Origin of the sequence: Streptococcus sp. 2_1_36FAA (assembly GCF_000161955.2) — a bacterium.
Taxonomy (GTDB): domain Bacteria; phylum Bacillota; class Bacilli; order Lactobacillales; family Streptococcaceae; genus Streptococcus; species Streptococcus gordonii.
Map to the genome: position 1 here is coordinate 305,843 of NZ_KI391973.1, position 19,866 is coordinate 325,708.

Consider the following 19,866-nt stretch of genomic DNA (forward strand, 5'->3'; position numbering starts at 1 on the left):
AGAAACAAAATATGAAATAGGTCATTCTAAAAAGTGCCTGTTTACCTAACTGTTATTCAAGAGAGAAGAAAGAGTCTTCTCTCTTTTTAAAATCTCTGTCTTACGAAAAGAATAGGCAAAAACAGGTATCTGTGATATAATAGATAGGAATTCTATGTATGAAAAAGCTTGAGAGAGAAATAAAATGAGAAAAATAGTGATAAATGGTGGCCGTCCTTTAAAAGGTGAGGTTATGATTAGTGGTGCAAAAAATAGTGTTGTAGCTTTAATTCCAGCTATTATTTTGGCAGATGGCATTGTGACTTTAGATGGAGTGCCAGCTATTTCAGACGTTGATAGCTTGATTGATATCATGGTAACCATGGGAGCTAGTGTGAAGCGGGATGGAGACAGTCTTGAGATTGATCCACGTCAGGTTCAAAGTATGGCGATGCCTTATGGTAAAATCAATAGCCTCCGCGCTTCCTATTATTTCTACGGAAGTCTTTTAGGGCGTTTTGGAAAAGCAACAGTAGGTCTTCCAGGCGGATGTGACCTTGGACCGCGTCCGATTGACCTTCATTTGAAAGCTTTCGAAGCTATGGGAGCTCAGATGACTCAAGAAGGCAATGCCATGCATCTGGAAGCCGAGACTGGACGCATGCGGGGAGCAAGCATTTACATGGATACAGTGAGTGTTGGTGCGACGATTAATACTATGTTAGCTGCTGTTCGAGCATCTGGTCGGACGGTTATTGAAAATGCAGCCCGTGAACCTGAAATTATTGATGTTGCTACTCTTTTGAATAATATGGGTGCCCATATTCGTGGTGCTGGTACAGATATTATCACAATCGAAGGTGTAGATAAGCTTCACGGCACTCGTCATCAGGTTATTCCAGATCGAATCGAAGCAGGGACTTACATTTCACTGGCAGCAGCAGTCGGCCAAGGGGTTCAGATTAATAATGTCTTGTATGAGCACTTGGAAGGTTTTATCGCTAAGCTAGAAGAAATGGGTGTTAGAATGACTGTCTCAGAAGACAGCATTTATGTTGAAGAGCAAAGAGAACTCAGAGCTATCAATATTAAAACTGCTCCATATCCAGGGTTTGCCACTGACTTACAGCAGCCAATCACTCCACTTTTGTTGAAAGCCAAAGGACGGGGCATGATAATGGATACGATTTATGAGAAGAGAATTAATCATGTGCCTGAGCTTGCTAAAATGACAGCCAAAATCTCATCAACCAGTCATCAAATTATCTATGAAGGACCAAATCAGCTACATGGTGCTGCTGTAAAAGCTACTGACTTACGTGCGGGAGCGGCATTGGTTATTGCTGGTTTGATGGCTAAAGGCCGGACAGAGATTACCAATATTGAGTTTATCCTTCGTGGCTATTCTAATATTATTGAGAAGCTGAAAAATTTGGGTGCCGATATTGAGTTGGTAGAAGAAGCGTAAGGATACAAGAATAGGATATATACGAAAGTATTGTCTAAAGGTAGCTTATGAATATTTGGACAAAACTAGCTGAATTTGCTTTTATTGAAACGGACCGCCTGCTACTAAGACCCTTCTCCTACCAGGATGCAGAAGATTTCTATGCCATAGCCTCTAATCCACAGAATCTGGAGTTTATCTTTCCAAGTCAATCCAGTCTACAGGAGAGCCAGTATGTAGTGGCTAACTTTTTTATGAAGAATCCTCTTGGTGTTTGGGCAATCTGTGATAAAGAAAGCCAGCAAATGATCGGTTCTATCAAGTTTGAGAAGTTAGATGAAATTAAGCAAGAAGCTGAACTGGGCTATTTTTTAAAAAAGGATTATTGGGGAAGAGGACTAATGACCGAGTGTGTCAAAGAGATTCTCTTTCTGTCTTTTGGCGAATTTGACCTAAAAAGGCTAAGCATTGTCACTCATCAGGAAAATCTAGCTAGTCAGCGTGTTGCTCAAAAGGCGGGTTTTAAAATGTGTCGACAATTTAAAGGAAGTGACCGCTATACACGCAAGATGAGAGACTATATCGAATTTCGCTATGAAAGAGGTGATTTTTATGAGTAAACACCAGGAAATTATCGCTTATTTGGAGAAACTTCCTATTGGTAAAAGAGTCAGTGTTCGTAGTATTTCGAACTATCTAGGAGTCAGTGATGGAACGGCCTACCGAGCGATCAAGGAAGCTGAAAACAGAGGCTTGGTTGAGACTCGTCCTCGTAGCGGTACTGTTCGAGTGAAATCTAAAAAAGTTGTTCTAGAGCATCTGACCTATCATGAAATCGCTGAAATTACTCGCTCAGAAGTATTAGCTGGACAGGCTGGTTTAGATAAGGAATTCAGTAAGTTCTCCATTGGGGCCATGACAGAGCAAAATATTATGCGTTATCTGACTGAAGGAGGTCTCTTGATTGTTGGGGATCGAACAGAAATTCAACGCTTAGCTCTAAAGAATGAAAATGCTGTCTTGGTTACAGGGGGATTTCGAGTTGAAGAGGATATTTTAACTCTTGCAGATCAGATGGGAATCCCGGTCATGCGGACCCAGCATGATACCTATACAGTAGCGACAATCATTAATCGTGCGCTTTCCAATATTCAAATAAAAACAGATATTTTAACAGTTGAACAGGTCTATCGTTCTAGTCATGAATATGGCTTTTTAAGGGAAACGGATACAGTTCGTGATTATTTGGAGCTGGTGCGTAAAAATCGTTTCAGTCGCTTTCCGGTCATTAACCAACATCAAATGGTAGTTGGAGTAGTGACAATGCGTGACGCTGGAGATAAATCGCCCCATACAAATCTTGATAAAATCATGACAAAAAATCCTTTTATGACAGGCTTGAAGACGAATATTGCCAATATTAGTCAAAGGATGATTGCAGAAGATTTTGAGATGATTCCTGTTATACGAAGCAATCAAACCTTGCTAGGAGTCATTACTCGGCGGGATATTTTGGAAAAAATGAGTCGGGAGCAGGTATCGAGTCTGCCAACCTTCAGCGACCAGATTGCTCAGAAGTTAGTCCAGAACGCTAATGGTTTCTCCTTTACAGTAGAGCCTTTTATGCTGGAAAATAATGGGGTTTTATCGCATGGAGTTCTAACAGAAATCTTAAATACTGCAACTCATCAGCTGGTAGCTTCTAATGGACGAAGTTTAATTATTGAACAGATGATGATATACTTTTTACAGGCTGTTCAATTGGATGACTACTTGACTTTGACGTCCCGTGTGGTGCATGAAACAAGACGTTCAGCAATTATAGATTACGATGTCTATTTAGACCATCAATTAGTAGCTAAGGCAACTATGACAGTGAAAATAAACTAAGAAGAGGAATAAAATCTAAGAATGATTACAATAAAATCGCAACGCGAAATTGATTTAATGGCAAAAAGTGGGGAGTTTCTCGCTTCTATTCATCGAGGTTTGAGAGACTTGATTAAGCCAGGGATCGATATGTGGGATATTGAAGAATACGTCCGCAAACGCTGTAAAGAAGCAAATGCTTTGCCCTTGCAGATTGGTGTAGAAGGCAGCATCATGGACTATCCATATGCTACTTGCTGCTCTCTAAATGATGAAGTAGCTCATGCTTTTCCCCGTCATCAAAAGCTGGTAGAAGGTGACATCATCTGTGTAGATATGGTTGTCGGATTGGTTGATAAGGCTGAATTAGATGTTTCAAAACTGGATTTTAATAAGGTCTCAGAGGTAAAAAAATACACAGAAAGTTTTCGTGGCGGTGTTGCGGATTCTTGCTGGGCTTATGCAGTTGGGAAAGTCAGTCCAGAAGCTCAGCAACTCATGGATGTGACCAAAGAATGTCTTTACCGAGGAATTGAAGCAGCACAGGTTGGTAATAGAATTGGCGATATTGGTGCAGCGATTCAAGAATATGCTGAGAGCCACGGTTATGGCGTTGTGCGAGATTTGGTTGGCCACGGAGTTGGTCCAACTATGCACGAGGAACCAATGGTTCCCCACTATGGTCGTGCAGGACGTGGCTTGCGCTTAAGAGAAGGAATGGTATTAACCATTGAACCAATGATCAATACCGGTACTTGGGAAATTGACACTGATTTTAAGACTGGCTGGGCCCATAAGACTCTTGACGGTGGTTTGTCTTGCCAATACGAACATCAGTTTGTGATTACAAAAGATGGACCAGTGATTTTGACCAGTCAGGGTGAAGAAGGAACTTATTAAAAAACATAGGAGGTTGGGATAAGGCGTTCCTAGCCTCTTAACTTTGTCCGATAGAGACTGAGAACCGTAGCAAAAAAGACTTCTTGCTATTAGAAAATAAAAAAGAAATAAATGATGGGCCTTTGCCCTAGTTTTAGAAAGGAAGCTCATGAAAAAAATAGTCGAAAAACTAAAACAACAGCAGTTTTTACGGGCTTTTATAGGATTTTATGATAAGTCTGAGATAGGCATGACCAGTATAGCTGTTGCCTACTATTTTTTGATTTCGGCCCTTCCTTTATTGCTGGTTTTAGCCAATATTTTACCCTATTTTCAAGTTCAAACGGACGCCCTCTTGAATTTGTTAAACGAAATACTACCAGATTCGCTTTACCCCATGGTGGCTAAAGCTGTGAGAGCAGTTTTTGGTCAGCCATCTTCTGGTTTACTAGGTTTCTCCATCTTGTCAGCTCTCTGGGCTTTTTCCAAATGTATCTCATTTTTGCAAAAGGCCTTTAATAAGGCTTATGGTGTTACAAAAGGGCATGGCCTGCTTCGAAACCGCCTGTTTAGTTTTGTGGTGAGTATCGGTTTACAGATTCTCTTGATCCTTTCCATGATTCTATCTGTTTTTGGTCGAAGTATCCTAACTGTGGTTTACAATGTTTTTGATTTAGATGTCTCTTTCTATAGACAAATCACGACCATAACTGAGGGACTTGTTTTCCTAGTTCTCTTTCTAACCTTAGTTGCCCTCTATTATCTTTTGCCTAATGTTAAGATAAACAAACTTCGTTATGTTTTGCCAGGGACCATCTTTGTAGTGGGAATTCTCTTTGGCCTACTAAATTTATTTAGTGCCTATTTAGAAGCGTACATGCACCACTTTATTAATGTCCGTTTTTTCGGATCAGTAGTTGTCATCATCATTATGTTATGGTTTATCATTGTTTCTAAAATATTGATTATCGGTGCTATTCTCAATGCGAGTATCCAAAGTTGCTCTGAATCCGAGTTTCAACTAGATAGAATAGGAAGTTTTTCCTTTAAAAAGAAGAACTAGCTAAATGGCAACCTAAAGGATACTCAAGAACATATTAGCTACTGTCAAGAATTGAATTCCGCATTTTTCTCTAGCATCATTACTAATCTTAATAAGAATAAGAAGATACCTTACCTATAAAGGTTTGGTATAGATTTCTTAAAGAGGAATTTTCCTCTTTTCTTTTTTAGTCTTTTTTATTGCATTTGCAATAAAAAGTGGTATAATAGATTCAAATAAAAGTTTAAAGGAGGGGATATGTCAGTATTGCGGGAAATTGGGATTATCGCCCGAGCTTTGGATTCCATTGCTAATATTGAGTTCCGTGACATAGAGCTGGCGCGGGGGCAATATCTTTATTTGGTAAGAATCGCGGAGAATCCAGGAATTATCCAAGAGGAGCTATCGGAGCTGCTCAAGGTGGATCGCTCAACGGTTGCCCGTTCTGTTAAGAAGCTAGAGGCCAAGGGCTTGGTCCAGCAGAAGGCAGCCAAGGAAAACAAGAAGAACAAGGAATGGTTTGTGACGGAAAAAGGAGAAAAACTTTATCCTTTTATCCTAGCGGAGAATAACTATTCTGAAGAGACATCCCTGCAGGGCTTTTCTCAGGCGGAAGTTCAAGCTTTGGAGAAAATGCTGGTACGAGTGCGTGAAAACATCACAGGTGACTGGGAAGCAGTCAAAAAAGGACAAAAAAGAAACTATTAAGATTAAAGAGGTGCATCATGAAAGTTACAGTTGAACATGAATTTTGGCAAGTATTTCCAGAAGCTCAGATTAGTGTTTTAGTAGTCAAAGGACTGGATAATCGAGTGGATGAAAGTAAGGATCCATATTTCAAATCCCTGCTGGATAAGGGAGCGAAACGAGCTGAGGACTTTATCTTAGATGAGAACTTCACTCAAAATGAAGTCATTCAAGAGTGGCGGCAGGCCTTCAGCAAATTCAAGACCAAGAAAGGAGCACGATCCTCTATCGAGGCTCTGCTTAAGCGGATCAGTCAGGGGCGAGAGTTCCAGCCAATCAATCCTTTGGTCGATATCTATAATAGTGTCTCGCTGTCTTATGCAGTTCCTTGTGGCGGTGAGGATTTGGATAAGATTGTCGGAGGTCTTCATCTAGGAAAAGCAAAGGGTGGGGAAGCATTTTTCCCATTGGGCGCTGAGAGTGACGCGCCGGCACTGCCAGAAGAAATCATCTACTACGATGAAGAGGGAGCTGTCTGCCGTTGCCTTAACTGGCGAGAAGCGAAGCGTACCATGCTAACAGAGGAGACCAAGGATGCTATCTTGGTCATTGAGGCCATCAATAAAGAGCAAGCAGTGCGTGCTCGAGCAGCGATGTCAGAACTCCAGACCTTGATTGAGGACTATTTTGGCATCAAAGGTGAAATCACCCATCTGACTGCTGAACATCCCAATCTGGAAATTTAAAAACAAAAAATCTGGATCAGAATTATCTGGTCCAGATTAATTTATGTAGGGTGGATCCTTTTTTTATAAATAGTTGCCAGAATCCCCCCTTCTCATTAGTCCTCAGATCCTAAGTCTTTCGTAAAATAGTACCTTTTCCCGCTATAAGGATATTCTTTCAGGGTAAATACTTCTTGATAACCATGTTTTTTATAAAAATCAGGTGCCTGAAACTGATAGGTATTGACGAATGAATAGGTACAGTTTCTGACTCGAGCCTCTTTTTCCGCCTGATCCAAAATTTTTGATCCAATACCTTGCCCACGAAGGTCTTCTTTGACAAATAGATATTCGATTTCAAACCAATTTCCAAAAGTTTCTCCGGTCAAGCCAGCTATGAGGTTTCCTTCATCATCCTCTAAATAAATGTCCAGAGCTTGGCTTTCTGACGGTTCTCTTTTTGAGCGGTTATAGGTTCTGAGTAAGTTTCTCAGTTCTTCTCTTTTAGCTGAGTTACCATTTTCAAATTTAAAGTTCATTTTTGCCTCCATGGAGCTTATTTGTGAATTTTTTTAGTTCTTATTCTCAAAGACAAAGAGTTTGCTGAAAACGTAGTTTAGAACGATAATAAGCACCTGAGCGATAAAGGTTTCAATAGTGTTGACCATTTTGATATTATGATTAACAAACTGGCCGATAATCTGCGGGAAGCTAGTCACAAAGATAAAGGTCAAGAGTAAATTTAGACCCATCGTAGCCAATCGAGCTGTGAAAAACTTGACTAATCTAGCAGGCCAGCCATTTCTTTTTTGCTTAAAAACGATGGTGTCATTGGTCGCAAAGGCAAAGAGAATACCGAGAACATCACCAATGACGGTTGCCAAGATTTCATTGCTAGTTAATTCATAACAAATCATCCGGCTGGCAACAGAAACGATTGTTGTTGCTACACCAAAAAAGAGATAGGATAGGATCTCGTTGTCAAAGAATTTTTTAATTAAGGATTTCATAAAGATAGTCTATCATATTTCAAATATTTATGCTATACTAGTTTAGTTGCCGAGTTTGTAAGGGAAAGGCTTGTCTCTCTTCTTATTCCTAGCAACCCTTGGCGCTTAGCTTCTTTCGCCAAGCATATTACACGCGGTAAAACCGCTAAAGGAGAATTTGATGAAAAAATTAACTGCCCGTGATATGGTGCAAATTGCTATTGTAGCAGCTATTTACATTGCTCTTACAATCATACCACCCTTCAATGTGATTAGCTTTGGCGCTTATCAGTTTAGAATTTCTGAAATGATGAACTTTATGGCCTTTTACAATCGTAAATACATTATTGGTGTAACAATCGGTTGTATGATTTCCAATTTCTTTAGCTTTGGTATCTTAGATGTTTTTGTCGGAGGGGGTTCAACTTTAGTTTTTCTAACTCTTGGGGTTGTCCTATTCAGCAAAGTTAAGCCGGGCTATCTGCTCAACGGTTGGCTTCGAAAAGACTTCTTTTTATTCTCAATTTTCTTTTCGATTTCAATGGTGACAATTGCTATTGAATTGAATATTGTTACTGGGGCACCATTCTTACTTACATGGTTTACAACAGCTATTGGAGAATGTGCATCTCTACTTGTCGGAGCTATCTTGATTGATAAAATCAGTAAACGCGTTGACCTAACCCAATAAAAACGAAAAGGCTTATTAGGTTTGTGAAATCTGAGGCCTTTTTTGTTGCCGTTAAGGCTAAGAGAAACTTTGATTGATAGGCCTTTTTCTTCGCTTTTTAAGGGAAAAAATAGGGCGAATAGAGATATTTATGATAAAATAAGAGTATGAAAGATAGAATGTCTGAGTTAGTTTCCCTGCTCAATCGTTATGCTCATGAATATTATACAAAAGATGCGCCAAGTGTGTCAGATAGTGAGTATGATCAGCTATACAGGGAACTGGTTTCATTGGAAGAGCAATATCCAAACGAGATTTTACCAGAAAGCCCAACTCACCGAGTGGGTGGAAAAGTTTTAGATGGTTTTGAAAAATACCAACACCAGTATCCTCTCTATAGTTTGCAGGATGCTTTTTCACGTGCAGAATTAGTTGCCTTTGATGAACGAGTAAGAAAAGAATTTCCTGAAGTATCTTATTTATGCGAGTTAAAAATTGATGGTTTATCTATTTCACTGGCATATGAAAATGGTATTTTGGTAGCAGGAGCGACTCGTGGTGACGGATCCATTGGTGAGAACATTACGGAGAATCTCAAGCGTGTCAAGGATATTCCTTTGACTTTACCAGAGCCCTTGACTATTACAGTACGTGGGGAATGCTATATGCCAAAGGCATCTTTTGATGCGGTAAACCAGCTTCGGCAGGAAAATGGAGAAGCAGAATTTGCCAATCCAAGAAATGCAGCAGCAGGGACCTTGCGTCAGCTGGATACATCAGTTGTAGCCAAGCGCAACCTAGCAACATTTCTCTATCAGGAAGCCAGCCCAACATCTGAAGCGACTCAGGAAGATGTCCTTGAAAAACTAAGTCAACTTGGCTTTTCTGTTAATGAAAAACGGGTACTGGCTAGCACTATAGACCAAGTCTGGGACTTTATCGAAAAGGTTGGTCAGGAACGGGACAAGCTTCCATATGAAATCGACGGAATCGTTATCAAGGTCAATCATTTGGCTGCGCAAGAAGAACTTGGTTTTACTGTTAAGGCGCCTAAGTGGGCCATCGCTTATAAGTTTCCAGCTGAGGAAAAGGAGGCCCAGCTTTTATCTGTAGACTGGACAGTGGGTCGGACCGGAGTAGTAACACCTACGGCTAATCTAACACCAGTTCAGTTGGCAGGGACAACTGTTAGCCGTGCGACTCTACACAATGTTGATTACATCAGGGAAAAGGACATTCGCAAAGATGATACAGTTATTGTCTATAAAGCTGGAGATATCATTCCAGCCGTCTTGCGTGTGGTAGAAAGCAAGCGTGTTTCAGATGAACACTTGGATGTACCAAGCCAGTGTCCGAGTTGCCAGAGCGATTTGCTCCACTTTGAAGATGAGGTTGCCTTGCGATGTATCAATCCACTCTGTCCTGCCCAAATCATGGAAGGCTTGGCTCACTTCGCTAGTCGTGATGCTATGAATATTAGTGGCCTGGGACCGGCAGTGGTTGAAAAGCTCTTTGCCAAGGATTTAGTTCGAGATGTGGCAGGCATTTACCGCTTAAGCATCGAGGATTTACTCCAGTTAGAGAACTTTAAGGAAAAATCAGCTAATAAGTTATATAATGCTATTCAGGCTTCTAAGTCAAACTCAGCCGAAAAACTCTTGTTTGGCTTAGGTATTCGCCATGTTGGTAGTAAGGCTAGTCGGATTTTACTGGAGAAATTCCATGATATTCCAAGCCTTGCTCAGGCAGAGCAAGAAGAGATTGCCAGCATTGATAGTCTTGGCATGGTGATTGCTAAAAGCCTGCACAGCTATTTTGCCCAAGAGGGAACCCAGATCCTGCTGAAGGAGCTAGAAGAAGCTGGAGTTAACTTGGCCTACCTTGGTGAAAAAGTGGCTGCAGATGCAGTCCTATCGGGTAAAACAGTTGTTTTAACAGGAAAATTAGAAACATTAACACGAACACAAGCTAAAGAAAAACTTCTTCGTTTAGGAGCCAATGTTGCTGGCAGTGTTTCCAAGAAAACGGACTTGGTTATTGCTGGAGTGGATGCAGGTAGCAAGTTGGCCAAGGCCCAAGAATTGGGAATCGAAATCCAAGATGAAGCATGGCTTGAACAGTTATAGAGGCACTGTATGAAAGATGTAATAAAAAGAGCAAGACTCATTTATAACCCGACATCTGGTCAGGAAATTATCAAAAAGAATATTGCGGAAGTGCTGGACGTTTTAGAGGACGTAGGCTATGAAACCAGTGCTTATCAAACGACGCCAGAGCCTCTTTCTGCGCAAAAAGAAGCAGAGCGGGCTGCTAAAGCTGGTTTTGATTTGATTATCGCAGCAGGAGGGGACGGCACCATCAATGAAGTCGTAAATGGAGTTGCACCCTTGGAAAATCGGCCCCGCTTGGCCTTCATCCCGACAGGTACAACCAATGACTATGCGCGTGCGCTGAAGATTCCTATGGGAAAACCTGTCGAAGCTGCAAGAATCATTGCTAAAAATCAGACCATCAAAATGGATATCGGCCGTGCCTTTGGGCAAAAATATTTCATTAACATCGCAGCGGCTGGTACTTTGAGTGAGCTGACCTATCGTGTTCCAAGTGAAGCCAAATCTCGCTTGGGCTACTTTGCCTATGTTGCCAAAGGTGCTGAAATGTTGCCACGTTCTAAATTCCGCAAGGTGCGTATTACTCATGATCATGGTGTTTTTGAAGGTAAGATTTCACTCATGTTTGCAGCACTGACCAATTCTATTGGAGGCTTTGAGCGAATCGCTCCTGATGCCAAATTAGACGATGGCAACTTTACCTTGATTTTGGTCAAAACAGCCAAACTGTTTGAAATGTTAGCCCTAATGATTCAGGCCATTAATGGTGGCCAACACGTGACAGATGTCAATGTCGAATATTTAAAAACAAGCAAACTAAAACTAGAAGTTTTAGACAGCAAAGAACCATTTATGCTTAATCTTGATGGCGAATATGGTGGAGACACTCCAGTTGAATTAGAAGTCTTCCACAATCACTTAGAATTTTTTGCCAATATCGATGAAATCAGCGACGATGCTCTTTGTTCAGAAAAATCATGATGAACCTAGGAGATAAAAATGCCAGACTACCAGGTCTTAGTCCATTACCACAACCCCACTGATGATTACCTTTCGTACAATATATGGCAGTGGCAGGAAAACCAAATTGGAAAGGAAGCTTCATTTTCTAATTTTGATTATTTTGGGCGAAGTGGACTTGTTACTTACCAAAGTGAGACAAACTTGGATTATGTCCATTTGATTATAAAAAAAGCAGACTGGTCAAGCCAGACCATTGATTATACCATTCGTCTCTTGCCGGCTCACCTGGTTACAGAAGTTTGGATTCTTGAGGGAGACCATCAAGTCTATTATTCTAGGCAGGCGGCAATCACTAGCCACTATTACAAATACAGAAATCCTCACGCTTTTGATATGGCGGTTTCTTCCAAGGAATTTGACCGTCACTGGGGCTATCAGGGAAGTTTAGGTGTCTTTTACCAAGCTGACAAGACTGAGTTTAAACTTTGGGCACCGACAGCAAAAGCGGTTGAAGTGGTCATCTATAAAGATGCCAGCAACCAAGCCAGCATTTGGAAAACTATTTCTCTAAAGAGAGGCCGAGATTTCTCAACAGACCACACAAAGAATACAATTGGAGTGTGGCAAGGGAGCATTTCTGAAGATTTAGCCAAGCGTGCCTACCAATATCGCATGATCTTTGATCATGAAGAATACTTGACTCGGGATCCATATAGTCAGGCTACTAGTCCTGATGGTAAACGAACAGCTATCGTGACAGACCAAGAACGAAATCCACTTGGTTTTCAAGTTAAGCAAGGGCAAGAAGCCCACTGGCGCGTGAAGAATGCCTGTCAAGCAGTTATCTATGAGATGCATATCCGTGACCTAAGCCAGTCAGAAAGCTCAGGTGTCACACCAGCTTACCGCGGAACCTTCCTCGGTGCTTGTCAAACAGGTACGACAAATGGCAATGGTCAAGCGACAACCTTTGATCATATTCGTGACTTGGGTGTGAATTATGTCCAGCTCCAGCCCATTTCAGACCGCCATAAAGACTATGATGAAAATGGGCAGGTAACCTATAACTGGGGATACGATCCGCAGAACTATAATGCCCCAGAAACTAGCCTTTCTAGTAACCCATCTGATCCAGCTCAGGCTATTCGTGATTTAAAAACCTTGATTCAAGCCTATCATGATGCTGGTATCGGAGTGATTCTTGATGTAGTCTATAATCACAGTTACTCTACCTTTGACTCTCCTTTTCAAGCCAGTGTTCCCGATTATTACTATCGGATGAATCCAGATGGCTCTTTCCAGAATGGAACCGGAGTCGGGAGTGAAACCGCGAGCGAGCATGAAATGTTCCGTAAGTATATGATTGATTCACTTTTGTATTGGGTCAAAGAGTATAACGTGGATGGTTTCCGTTTTGATTTGATGGGAATCCACGATGTAGAGACCATGCAGATCATTCGAGATGAGTTGGACAAGGTAGACCCACGTATCCTGACTTACGGAGAAGGATGGGATATGGGGACAGGCCTCCTGCCTCAAGATAAGGCCAAGAAAGACAATGCCTATCAGCTTCTAGACATTGGATTTTTCAACGACAATGAGCGAGATGCTATTAAAGGTGCTGAGGTGTTTGGAACCTTGAAAGCTGGATTTGTCAGTGGACAAGGGACGGAAAATATCATTGCCAAGGCTATTTTAGGAAGTAGTGAGTTAGGTAGCTACCTCATGCCAAATCAGGTCGTCAATTATGTCGAAGCTCATGATAATTATAATCTACATGACTTACTAGAAGAATTCCATCCACATGATGATCTAGAAACGCTTACCAAGCGGATTGAACTGGCAACAGCCATGAATATTCTTATGCAAGGCTTAGCCTTTATGGAGCTAGGACAGGAGTTTTCTCGAACTAAGTTGGTGGGAACTGGACCAAATGGGCAGGTGACTCAAGCAGATAAAGAAAGAGCTATGAATAGCTACAATGCGCCAGACCAAGTCAACCAGGTGGATTGGAATCTGCTTTCGAAACATCAAGATAGTGTCAATTTTATTCGCAAGATTATCCAGCTAAAAACGACCATGAAAGAATTTTCTTACTCAACATATGAAGAAATTTACCAACATGTCTATGTTCGTCATGCACAGACAAATAGTGGTCTTATCATTTTTGAAGTCAAGGACAAGAAGCATTATTTAGTCGTCTTTAATGCTAGTGGCACACCTTATCGCTTGGAAAATGCGGACCAGCTCAAACTAGTCGTCAGCAATAACCGTAGAAAAATTAAGACAGAAGTTGAGAACTTAACCGCAAGCGTTTTTGAGATCTTAGCTTGAGTTGATTCATTTTGGATGAGCTTACTTTATAAAATCATTGAAGCAGAATGGGAACAATCAGATCCTTTCTGCTTTTTTTGCTAGATCAAATAGAATAATTGTCTCTTATTTTCTGACAATTCTAATCTAGAAGAGTATAATAAGGGTAGGAACCCATGTGATTCTTTCTGTATGGAGAAAGGAGGCTTTTATGCCACAACGTGATTATGCTTTCGGTTTTCATGATGATATAGCACCGCTTTATTCGACTGGGAAAGGATTGACAGAAGCAGTTGTTCGTGAAATATCTGCCATCAAAAAGGAACCCCAGTGGATGCTAGACTATCGCTTACGCTCTTTAGAGCTATTTAACAAATTGCCCATGCCAGATTTTGGCCCTGATTTGTCAGGCATTCGCTTTGAAGATGTCATCTATTACCAGAAACTAAGCGGACAGCCAGCTCGTAGTTGGGATGACGTTCCTGAAGAAATAAAAAAGACCTTTGATCGTCTGGGAATCCCAGAAGCAGAAAAGCAATTCCTATCTGGTGCTGTTGCCCAGTACGAGTCTGAGGTGGTTTACCACAATATGAAGGAAGAATTCGAAAAGCTAGGGATTATCTTCACTGATACGGATACAGCGGTTCAAGAGTATCCAGAGCTAGTCAAGCAATATTTTGGGACAGTCGTGTCAAATGCTGAACATAAGTTTGCAGCCTTGAATGGAGCAGTCTGGTCAGGTGGAACCTTTATCTATGTTCCTAAAAATGTACACTGTCAAATTCCTGTTCAGACCTATTTTCGTATCAATGGGGAAAACGCAGGCCAGTTTGAGCGCTCCCTCATGATTATCGAGGAGGGTGGCTCCATTCAGTACATCGAGGGTTGTACAGCACCAACCTATACGACCAATAGTCTTCATGCTGCGACTGTTGAGATCATAGTCAAAAAGGATGCTTTTTTCCGCTATACGACCATCCAAAACTGGTCGGATAATGTCTATAATCTGGTAACGGAGCGGGGCACTGTCGAAGAAGGTGGTACCTTGGAGTGGATTGATGGCAATCTAGGTAGCAAGGTTAACATGAAATATCCTTGCAGTATTCTCAACGGCCGTAATGCACGAACTTCTGTCCTCTCTATGTCCTTTGCCAACTATGGCCAGCACTTGGATGCAGGCTGCAAGGTCTTTCATAATGCACCCAAGACTTCCAGTACCTTGATTTCTAAATCAGTGGCCAAGGATGGAGGTAAGACCGACTATCGTGGCCAGGTTCGCTTTGGTAAGAATAGTGCTGGCTCCAAGTCGCATATTGAGTGCGATACCATTCTCATGGATGGTGAGTCCAGTTCCGACACCATTCCCTTTAATGAAATCCATAATTCCAACGTCGCCCTAGAACATGAAGCCAAGGTTTCCAAAGTGTCTGAGGACCAGCTCTACTATCTGATGAGTCGCGGTATCAGCGAAGAAGAAGCCACAGCTATGATTATCAATGGTTTTATGGAACCCATCACCAAAGAACTCCCCATGGAATACGCCGTTGAACTCAACCAACTCATCAACATGAGCATGGAAGGCTCAGTTGGCTAAAACAGTCTGGGAGACTGTTTTAGGTTGCAGATAAAAACTCGCCCTGGCGAGTTCCCTTTAATCTAAGGTTCGGGGAACCTTTTTAATCTGTAGATAGGGGCTCGCCTTTGCGAGTTCCCTTTAATGAGGTCCAGTGGAGCTTTTTAATCCGTAGATAAGAACCGACGTTAGTCGGTTTACCCTGAGACAAACCTAACGGGTATTTTTAGGTTGCGGATAAGGACTCGCCTTTGCGAGTTCCCCTTAATCTAAGGTTCGGGGAACTGTTTTAGGCTGCAGATAATCCAAGGTCCAAGGCAACCTTGAAATCTGTAGATAAGAATCACATTGTGATGATAAAAGAGGGCTCTATAAGAGTCCTTTTTCTTAGAAAATACTGTCAAACTGGACTCACTTTCCAAGAAAACTAGAAAATCATCCAGAATTTTGATATGATAGGTAAAATACAAGGAGGTAACGAATGAATCTAGAAGAACTGAGACAAAAAATCAATCAAATAGACGATGACCTCGTAGTCTTGCTGGAAAAACGGATGAAACTCGTGAACCAAGTGGCTGCTTACAAGCAGGAGACAGGTAAGGCAGTGCTGGACACGAAGAGAGAAGAAGTCATTTTGGGTCGAGTGGCTGATCATGTTGAAAATCCAGCCTACAAAGATACGATTCTTGCTACCTTTAAGGATATCTTGAAGAACTCCCGTGCTTATCAGGAACAGAAAAAAGCATGAAGGAAGTGAAAAATTCTCTTGCCATCTGCTTAGCTGCTATGCTTGGTGGCTGGCTTCGTTACTTGATCTCTTCCTTCGTCACCTTCACTGGACATTTTCCCTTAGCCACACTCTTGGTCAACTATCTTGGGACCTTTATCCTGGTTTATTTGGTAAAGGGTTATCTAGCAAATAAGCAAGTGTCTAAACGTTTTATCCTGGCCATATCGACAGGCTTTTGTGGAGGCTTGACTACATTTTCAAGTCTCCTTTTAGACTCCATTAAACTGCTGGACCTAGGGCTATACACGGACTTTATCCTCTATCTAGTCTTGAGCATTGGCGGTAGTTTGTGGATTGCCTTGTGGGCTGGAAAGAAGGTGGCTCTATGATTTGGCTTATGCTTACAGCTTGCGGGGGTGGGGCTCTCGTCCGTTATTTTCTTTCTAAGGTCAATAGCAGAGCTGTTTTGCCAGTAGGGACTTTGATGGCCAATTTACTAGGAGCTTTTTTGATTGGGTATTTCTATAACCATGTTCAAGATAAGCAACTTTATACTATCCTGGTAACTGGCTTTTGCGGAGGCTTGACGACATTATCAACTTTCAATGCTGAGCTGGTAGATTTTTTTTCTGATAAGAAGAAATTCATCCATTATCTGATATTGACTTATTGTTTAGGATTTTTAGCTATTATTTTAGGAATTTTTATCTAAAAATCTTTACATTTACCGGAATTTTGATATAATATTCTTTGTGCAAATGGAGCACAAAAAAACGGCTAATCCGCTTTGGTCATGAATCATAAGATTAGTAAGATAGGAGTAAAAAATGAATCCATTAATCCAAAGCTTGACTGAAGGTCAACTTCGTACTGATATCCCTGCATTCCGTCCTGGTGACACTGTCCGCGTTCACGCGAAAGTTGTCGAAGGAACTCGCGAACGTATCCAGATCTTTGAAGGTGTCGTTATCGCTCGTAAAGGTGCTGGCATCTCAGAAAACTACACAGTTCGTAAAATCTCTAACGGTGTAGGTGTTGAACGTACTTTCCCAATCCACACTCCACGTGTTGATAAGATTGAAGTCGTTCGTTACGGTAAAGTGCGTCGCGCTAAATTGTACTACCTTCGTGCATTGCAAGGTAAAGCGGCTCGTATTAAAGAAATCCGTCGTTAATCTTAGAAAGCTCTGTCAGATGGCAGAGTTTTTCTCTAGGTCCCCTTAGTTCAATGGATATAACAACTCCCTCCTAAGGAGTAGTTGCTGGTTCGATTCCGGCAGGGGACATGAAACAAACAGCAAAACCCTTGATTTACAAGGGTTTTTGTTATATTTGCCCCAAATCCGCCCCAAAAGTTTCGAAGATATTTCTTATTCGATTATGATTTTTTTCTTCTTGTTGCTCTAGTTGATGTGCATAGACTTCTAGTGTAATTGTTAGATTTTCATGGCCTAAAACTTTGGAAATGGAAATAAGGTCTACTTCCTTAGAAATGAGATAGGAAGCGTATGTGTGTCTGAGAGAATGTGCATGAACATCTCTGCCTACAATGTTTCTCAGAGTCTTATTGACTCCGTTATTAGATATTTTTGAGAAAATGCGATTTTCATCATTTTCTTTCCAGTATTTTTTTGTACTTTTCTAGCAAGAGTAGTGTGTGTTGATCAAGTGGGATTTTTCGGATACTGCTTTTGGTTTTAGTGGGTTTGAAGCCAGTATTAGTATGATAATCCCATGTTTTATTGACAGATACGGTCTTTGCTTGCTTGTCTATATCGTCCCAAGTAAATCCCAAACACTCACCAAATCGAACCCCAGTCACAGAAATTAGATAAAGGATAAAATAGGATTGGTATTCTATCTTTTGGTTAGTAATTTCAAGTAGTTTTAGGTATTCCTCGACTTCAAGAAATTTAGTTTCTGTTTCAATTCCTTTATTTTGAGAGTTGACTTTTGCGAATGTGCAGAAATTTCTAGTAATCAGACCTTCGTAAACTGCCATAGAAACTGCTGATTTTACATGCACATTAAATCTTTCTACAGTTTCCTGAGAGTGCGTCTTAGCATATCTATTGATGACTTCCTGGTACATGCTATACTGATTACCTCCTTGTTATTCTCCTTTTAGTTGTTTTGTTTCATTTATTTTTTCTTTTAGAATAGTGACTTTCTCTTTGTAATCAGCAATTTTAGCAAGGTCGCTGTTTCCTTCGTTAATGTAATAATTTATTTCATCATAGATTTTTTGAGCAGACTCAGGTGCGTTGAGCGAATTAAAATAGTCAACTAATTTTTTACAAAATTTAGCGTGGTCACTATAGTATCTAATCTCCATTTGATATATCATCAAATCAAAGTTGTTTTTATCCCACTTTGGAAAGTCGATATCAAGATTTGTCGGATATTGTTTAATGGAATGTATCTCCCAAAGAGGTAAATATTTGTCGGCTATTTTCCTTCCTTCTTCTGTCAAAAGTGTCCTTTCACCTTCATCAAAAATTAACCCATCTAATTTGAATTTTCTGGTCAATTTTTCAGCGTTTAAATTATAGTCAGAAAAAAAGTATTTTGGAATGGAAACAGTTGACTTCCTACCAGATTTTGTTTTCCCCCACCACACCAACAGTAGTAGCTCTCTTAGGCTATAACCTTCTGATGTGATAAATTTGTCATTGTATTTTGGAAAATTGTAATCCCTGCCGTAAATTTCAAAGATATTAGGCCTTGACTCTAGTATCTTGAAGTATTTAGGGCTGTAGTAGTCAATATCATCAGATGTTGAAAATGTGACATATGGTTCTGCTTGTGATTTTTTCTTATTATCACGACCGAATAAGAAGTCAAAAAATCCCATAATATTCTCCCTTAAATAATATTAATTAAATTATAAAACTCCTCTTTTACCATTGCTTCATCAGCGATGGTTTTTAATTTGTAAGTTTCCATGATTGTGCAGCAATATCTCTGAGGTCTAATGGTGCAGAAGCATCACCATCTTTTGCAATATTCGGATTATCAGTGCGTCCCAATAGGTAGTCGGTGGACACATTGAAGTAGTCAGCGATTTCTTGTAATCTGTCTGATTTAGGAGTTTTTTCTTTCAAAGTATAAAGGTAATTTATACTATAACCTAAATCTTCAGCGACCTTTTGAATGGTTGTTTTTTATACATGATTTCCTCACACTCAAGCTTGCAGTCAGGGAGTGTGGAGGTTTTTTATTTAGTTATTTACTTTTACTTTCATCGATTTCTTGATGGTACCACTTTCTTCTGCAAGCGTTGTGTCATCTTCCGATTTTACATATAGATTGGGAGAGTTAGCAAAGCTCAAATCATAGCCATTTTCTATCGCCCAATTTTTAAAAGTGCTTTCTTTAATATTGTACAGTTTGTCAGCAATTTGTTGGATTTCTACTTTAGAGTAATATTTGACATCTTGAGGAAGATACAAGTAAATGACATTTTTACCCACTGCTTTTGTTATAACCTGATAACCTGACTCTGCAAGCTGGCTATTGATCTCGGTAGTCAAATGGTTAGCGAATTGTGTGTTAGATTCTTCTGCATATTCAGGGCCATCATTTTTAATTTCTTGAGATGAATTTACTTCACTTTTAGATTCGCTAACTTTATCTTCTCTTGAATTTTCCTTGCCCGTCGAACTCTTAGACGAAGAAGATGAGGTGGTTTGTGTTGAAGCTGGCTCTGTGATCTCAGAGTTTGTTTTGTTTTCTCGGAAGAAAATCCCAATAACAAGAGCACAGCTTATCAGAACAGCGATTGAAATATTTCTATATTTGGCGTTTGGTCGTTTTTTGATAAAATACCAAATGCCAGTTGCTGAAACTAAAACGATTAACGATAAAATATTTTTTAATATTTCCATTT

Annotated in this window: 22 protein-coding genes, 1 tRNA gene and 1 riboswitch; of the genes, 17 read left to right on the forward strand and 6 right to left on the reverse strand. The window is 40.5% G+C overall.

What is annotated here, in order from left to right; all coding sequences use genetic code 11:
* Positions 1 to 184 precede the first annotated feature (184 nt).
* The 7 genes from HMPREF0847_RS01465 to HMPREF0847_RS01495 all read left to right on the forward strand — a co-directional run bounded on the left by HMPREF0847_RS01465 (position 185) and on the right by HMPREF0847_RS01495 (position 6,649).
* A complete protein-coding gene (locus HMPREF0847_RS01465; RefSeq protein WP_008809338.1) occupies positions 185 to 1,447 on the forward strand; it encodes a UDP-N-acetylglucosamine 1-carboxyvinyltransferase in 1,263 nt (420 codons plus the stop codon).
* A 47-nt stretch (positions 1,448 to 1,494) separates the two neighbouring features.
* Positions 1,495 to 2,046, forward strand: coding sequence for a GNAT family N-acetyltransferase (locus HMPREF0847_RS01470; RefSeq protein ID WP_008809337.1), 552 nt, complete (start codon positions 1,495 to 1,497; stop codon positions 2,044 to 2,046).
* Positions 2,039 to 3,316, forward strand: coding sequence for a CBS-HotDog domain-containing transcription factor SpxR (gene spxR, locus HMPREF0847_RS01475; protein WP_008809336.1), 1,278 nt, complete (start codon positions 2,039 to 2,041; stop codon positions 3,314 to 3,316). The genes HMPREF0847_RS01470 and spxR overlap by 8 nt, the downstream gene beginning before the upstream one ends.
* A gap of 21 nt (positions 3,317 to 3,337) precedes the next feature.
* Positions 3,338 to 4,195: a methionyl aminopeptidase gene (locus HMPREF0847_RS01480; RefSeq protein ID WP_008809335.1), complete on the forward strand. Its 858-nt coding sequence runs from the start codon at positions 3,338 to 3,340 to the stop codon at positions 4,193 to 4,195.
* A gap of 148 nt (positions 4,196 to 4,343) precedes the next feature.
* A complete protein-coding gene (locus tag HMPREF0847_RS01485) occupies positions 4,344 to 5,237 on the forward strand; it encodes a YihY/virulence factor BrkB family protein (RefSeq protein WP_008809334.1) in 894 nt (297 codons plus the stop codon).
* A 237-nt stretch (positions 5,238 to 5,474) separates the two neighbouring features.
* The gene (locus tag HMPREF0847_RS01490) at positions 5,475 to 5,924 is read left to right on the forward strand and encodes a MarR family winged helix-turn-helix transcriptional regulator (RefSeq protein WP_008809333.1); all 450 of its coding nucleotides are present in this window, start codon (positions 5,475 to 5,477) and stop codon (positions 5,922 to 5,924) included.
* A 17-nt stretch (positions 5,925 to 5,941) separates the two neighbouring features.
* The gene (locus tag HMPREF0847_RS01495) at positions 5,942 to 6,649 is read left to right on the forward strand and encodes a B3/B4 domain-containing protein (RefSeq protein ID WP_008809332.1); all 708 of its coding nucleotides are present in this window, start codon (positions 5,942 to 5,944) and stop codon (positions 6,647 to 6,649) included.
* A gap of 95 nt (positions 6,650 to 6,744) precedes the next feature.
* Here the strand turns inward: HMPREF0847_RS01495 and HMPREF0847_RS01500 are convergent, their stop codons facing one another.
* Both HMPREF0847_RS01500 and HMPREF0847_RS01505 read right to left on the reverse strand, forming a co-directional pair.
* Complete coding sequence (locus HMPREF0847_RS01500) at positions 6,745 to 7,167, reverse strand: GNAT family N-acetyltransferase (protein WP_008809331.1); 423 nt, start codon at positions 7,165 to 7,167, stop codon at positions 6,745 to 6,747.
* Positions 7,168 to 7,200: 33 nt separating this feature from the next.
* On the reverse strand, positions 7,201 to 7,638 hold the full coding sequence (locus tag HMPREF0847_RS01505; RefSeq protein WP_008809330.1) for a GtrA family protein: 438 nt from the start codon (positions 7,636 to 7,638) through the stop codon (positions 7,201 to 7,203).
* 28 nt (positions 7,639 to 7,666) lie between these two features.
* Positions 7,667 to 7,801: riboswitch (PreQ1 riboswitch) on the forward strand.
* On the opposite strand from HMPREF0847_RS01505, the gene HMPREF0847_RS01510 reads away from it, so the two are divergent.
* The 10 genes from HMPREF0847_RS01510 to HMPREF0847_RS01555 all read left to right on the forward strand — a co-directional run bounded on the left by HMPREF0847_RS01510 (position 7,799) and on the right by HMPREF0847_RS01555 (position 17,263).
* The gene (locus tag HMPREF0847_RS01510; protein WP_008809329.1) at positions 7,799 to 8,308 is read left to right on the forward strand and encodes a QueT transporter family protein; all 510 of its coding nucleotides are present in this window, start codon (positions 7,799 to 7,801) and stop codon (positions 8,306 to 8,308) included. It overlaps the preceding riboswitch by 3 nt.
* A 146-nt stretch (positions 8,309 to 8,454) precedes the next feature.
* The gene (gene ligA, locus HMPREF0847_RS01515) at positions 8,455 to 10,413 is read left to right on the forward strand and encodes an NAD-dependent DNA ligase LigA (protein WP_008809328.1); all 1,959 of its coding nucleotides are present in this window, start codon (positions 8,455 to 8,457) and stop codon (positions 10,411 to 10,413) included.
* 9 nt (positions 10,414 to 10,422) lie between these two features.
* Complete coding sequence (locus tag HMPREF0847_RS01520; protein ID WP_008809327.1) at positions 10,423 to 11,379, forward strand: diacylglycerol kinase family lipid kinase; 957 nt, start codon at positions 10,423 to 10,425, stop codon at positions 11,377 to 11,379.
* Positions 11,380 to 11,397: 18 nt separating this feature from the next.
* Entirely contained in the window at positions 11,398 to 13,695 is a 2,298-nt protein-coding gene (pulA, locus tag HMPREF0847_RS01525) for a type I pullulanase (RefSeq protein WP_008809326.1), read from the forward strand.
* 190 nt (positions 13,696 to 13,885) lie between these two features.
* Complete coding sequence (sufB, locus tag HMPREF0847_RS01530; RefSeq protein WP_008809325.1) at positions 13,886 to 15,268, forward strand: Fe-S cluster assembly protein SufB; 1,383 nt, start codon at positions 13,886 to 13,888, stop codon at positions 15,266 to 15,268.
* Positions 15,269 to 15,728: 460 nt separating this feature from the next.
* Complete coding sequence (locus HMPREF0847_RS01535; protein WP_008809324.1) at positions 15,729 to 15,995, forward strand: chorismate mutase; 267 nt, start codon at positions 15,729 to 15,731, stop codon at positions 15,993 to 15,995.
* Positions 15,992 to 16,366 (forward strand): fluoride efflux transporter CrcB, encoded by a 375-nt coding sequence (gene crcB / locus HMPREF0847_RS01540; protein WP_008809323.1) that lies wholly within the window; start codon positions 15,992 to 15,994, stop codon positions 16,364 to 16,366. The genes HMPREF0847_RS01535 and crcB (HMPREF0847_RS01540) overlap by 4 nt, the downstream gene beginning before the upstream one ends.
* Positions 16,363 to 16,689, forward strand: a complete 327-nt coding sequence (gene crcB, locus HMPREF0847_RS01545) for a fluoride efflux transporter CrcB (RefSeq protein WP_008809322.1) — start codon at positions 16,363 to 16,365, stop codon at positions 16,687 to 16,689. The genes crcB (HMPREF0847_RS01540) and crcB (HMPREF0847_RS01545) overlap by 4 nt, the downstream gene beginning before the upstream one ends.
* A 115-nt stretch (positions 16,690 to 16,804) precedes the next feature.
* Complete coding sequence (rplS, locus tag HMPREF0847_RS01550) at positions 16,805 to 17,152, forward strand: 50S ribosomal protein L19 (protein ID WP_008809321.1); 348 nt, start codon at positions 16,805 to 16,807, stop codon at positions 17,150 to 17,152.
* 39 nt (positions 17,153 to 17,191) lie between these two features.
* Positions 17,192 to 17,263, forward strand: a tRNA-Arg gene (locus tag HMPREF0847_RS01555).
* 40 nt (positions 17,264 to 17,303) lie between these two features.
* Here HMPREF0847_RS01555 and HMPREF0847_RS11515 read toward each other — a convergent pair.
* The 4 genes from HMPREF0847_RS11515 to HMPREF0847_RS01575 all read right to left on the reverse strand — a co-directional run bounded on the left by HMPREF0847_RS11515 (position 17,304) and on the right by HMPREF0847_RS01575 (position 19,864).
* Positions 17,304 to 17,576, reverse strand: coding sequence for a tyrosine-type recombinase/integrase (locus HMPREF0847_RS11515; protein ID WP_316242236.1), 273 nt, complete (start codon positions 17,574 to 17,576; stop codon positions 17,304 to 17,306).
* A gap of 10 nt (positions 17,577 to 17,586) precedes the next feature.
* Positions 17,587 to 18,069 carry a site-specific integrase gene (locus HMPREF0847_RS11520; protein ID WP_008809320.1) on the reverse strand — a complete coding sequence of 161 codons (483 nt, stop codon included), beginning with the start codon at positions 18,067 to 18,069 and terminating at the stop codon, positions 17,587 to 17,589.
* Between the two features lie 21 nt (positions 18,070 to 18,090).
* Positions 18,091 to 18,831, reverse strand: coding sequence for a hypothetical protein (locus tag HMPREF0847_RS01565; RefSeq protein ID WP_008809319.1), 741 nt, complete (start codon positions 18,829 to 18,831; stop codon positions 18,091 to 18,093).
* A gap of 367 nt (positions 18,832 to 19,198) precedes the next feature.
* Entirely contained in the window at positions 19,199 to 19,864 is a 666-nt protein-coding gene (locus HMPREF0847_RS01575; RefSeq protein WP_008809317.1) for a DUF3290 family protein, read from the reverse strand.
* Positions 19,865 to 19,866 lie beyond the last annotated feature (2 nt).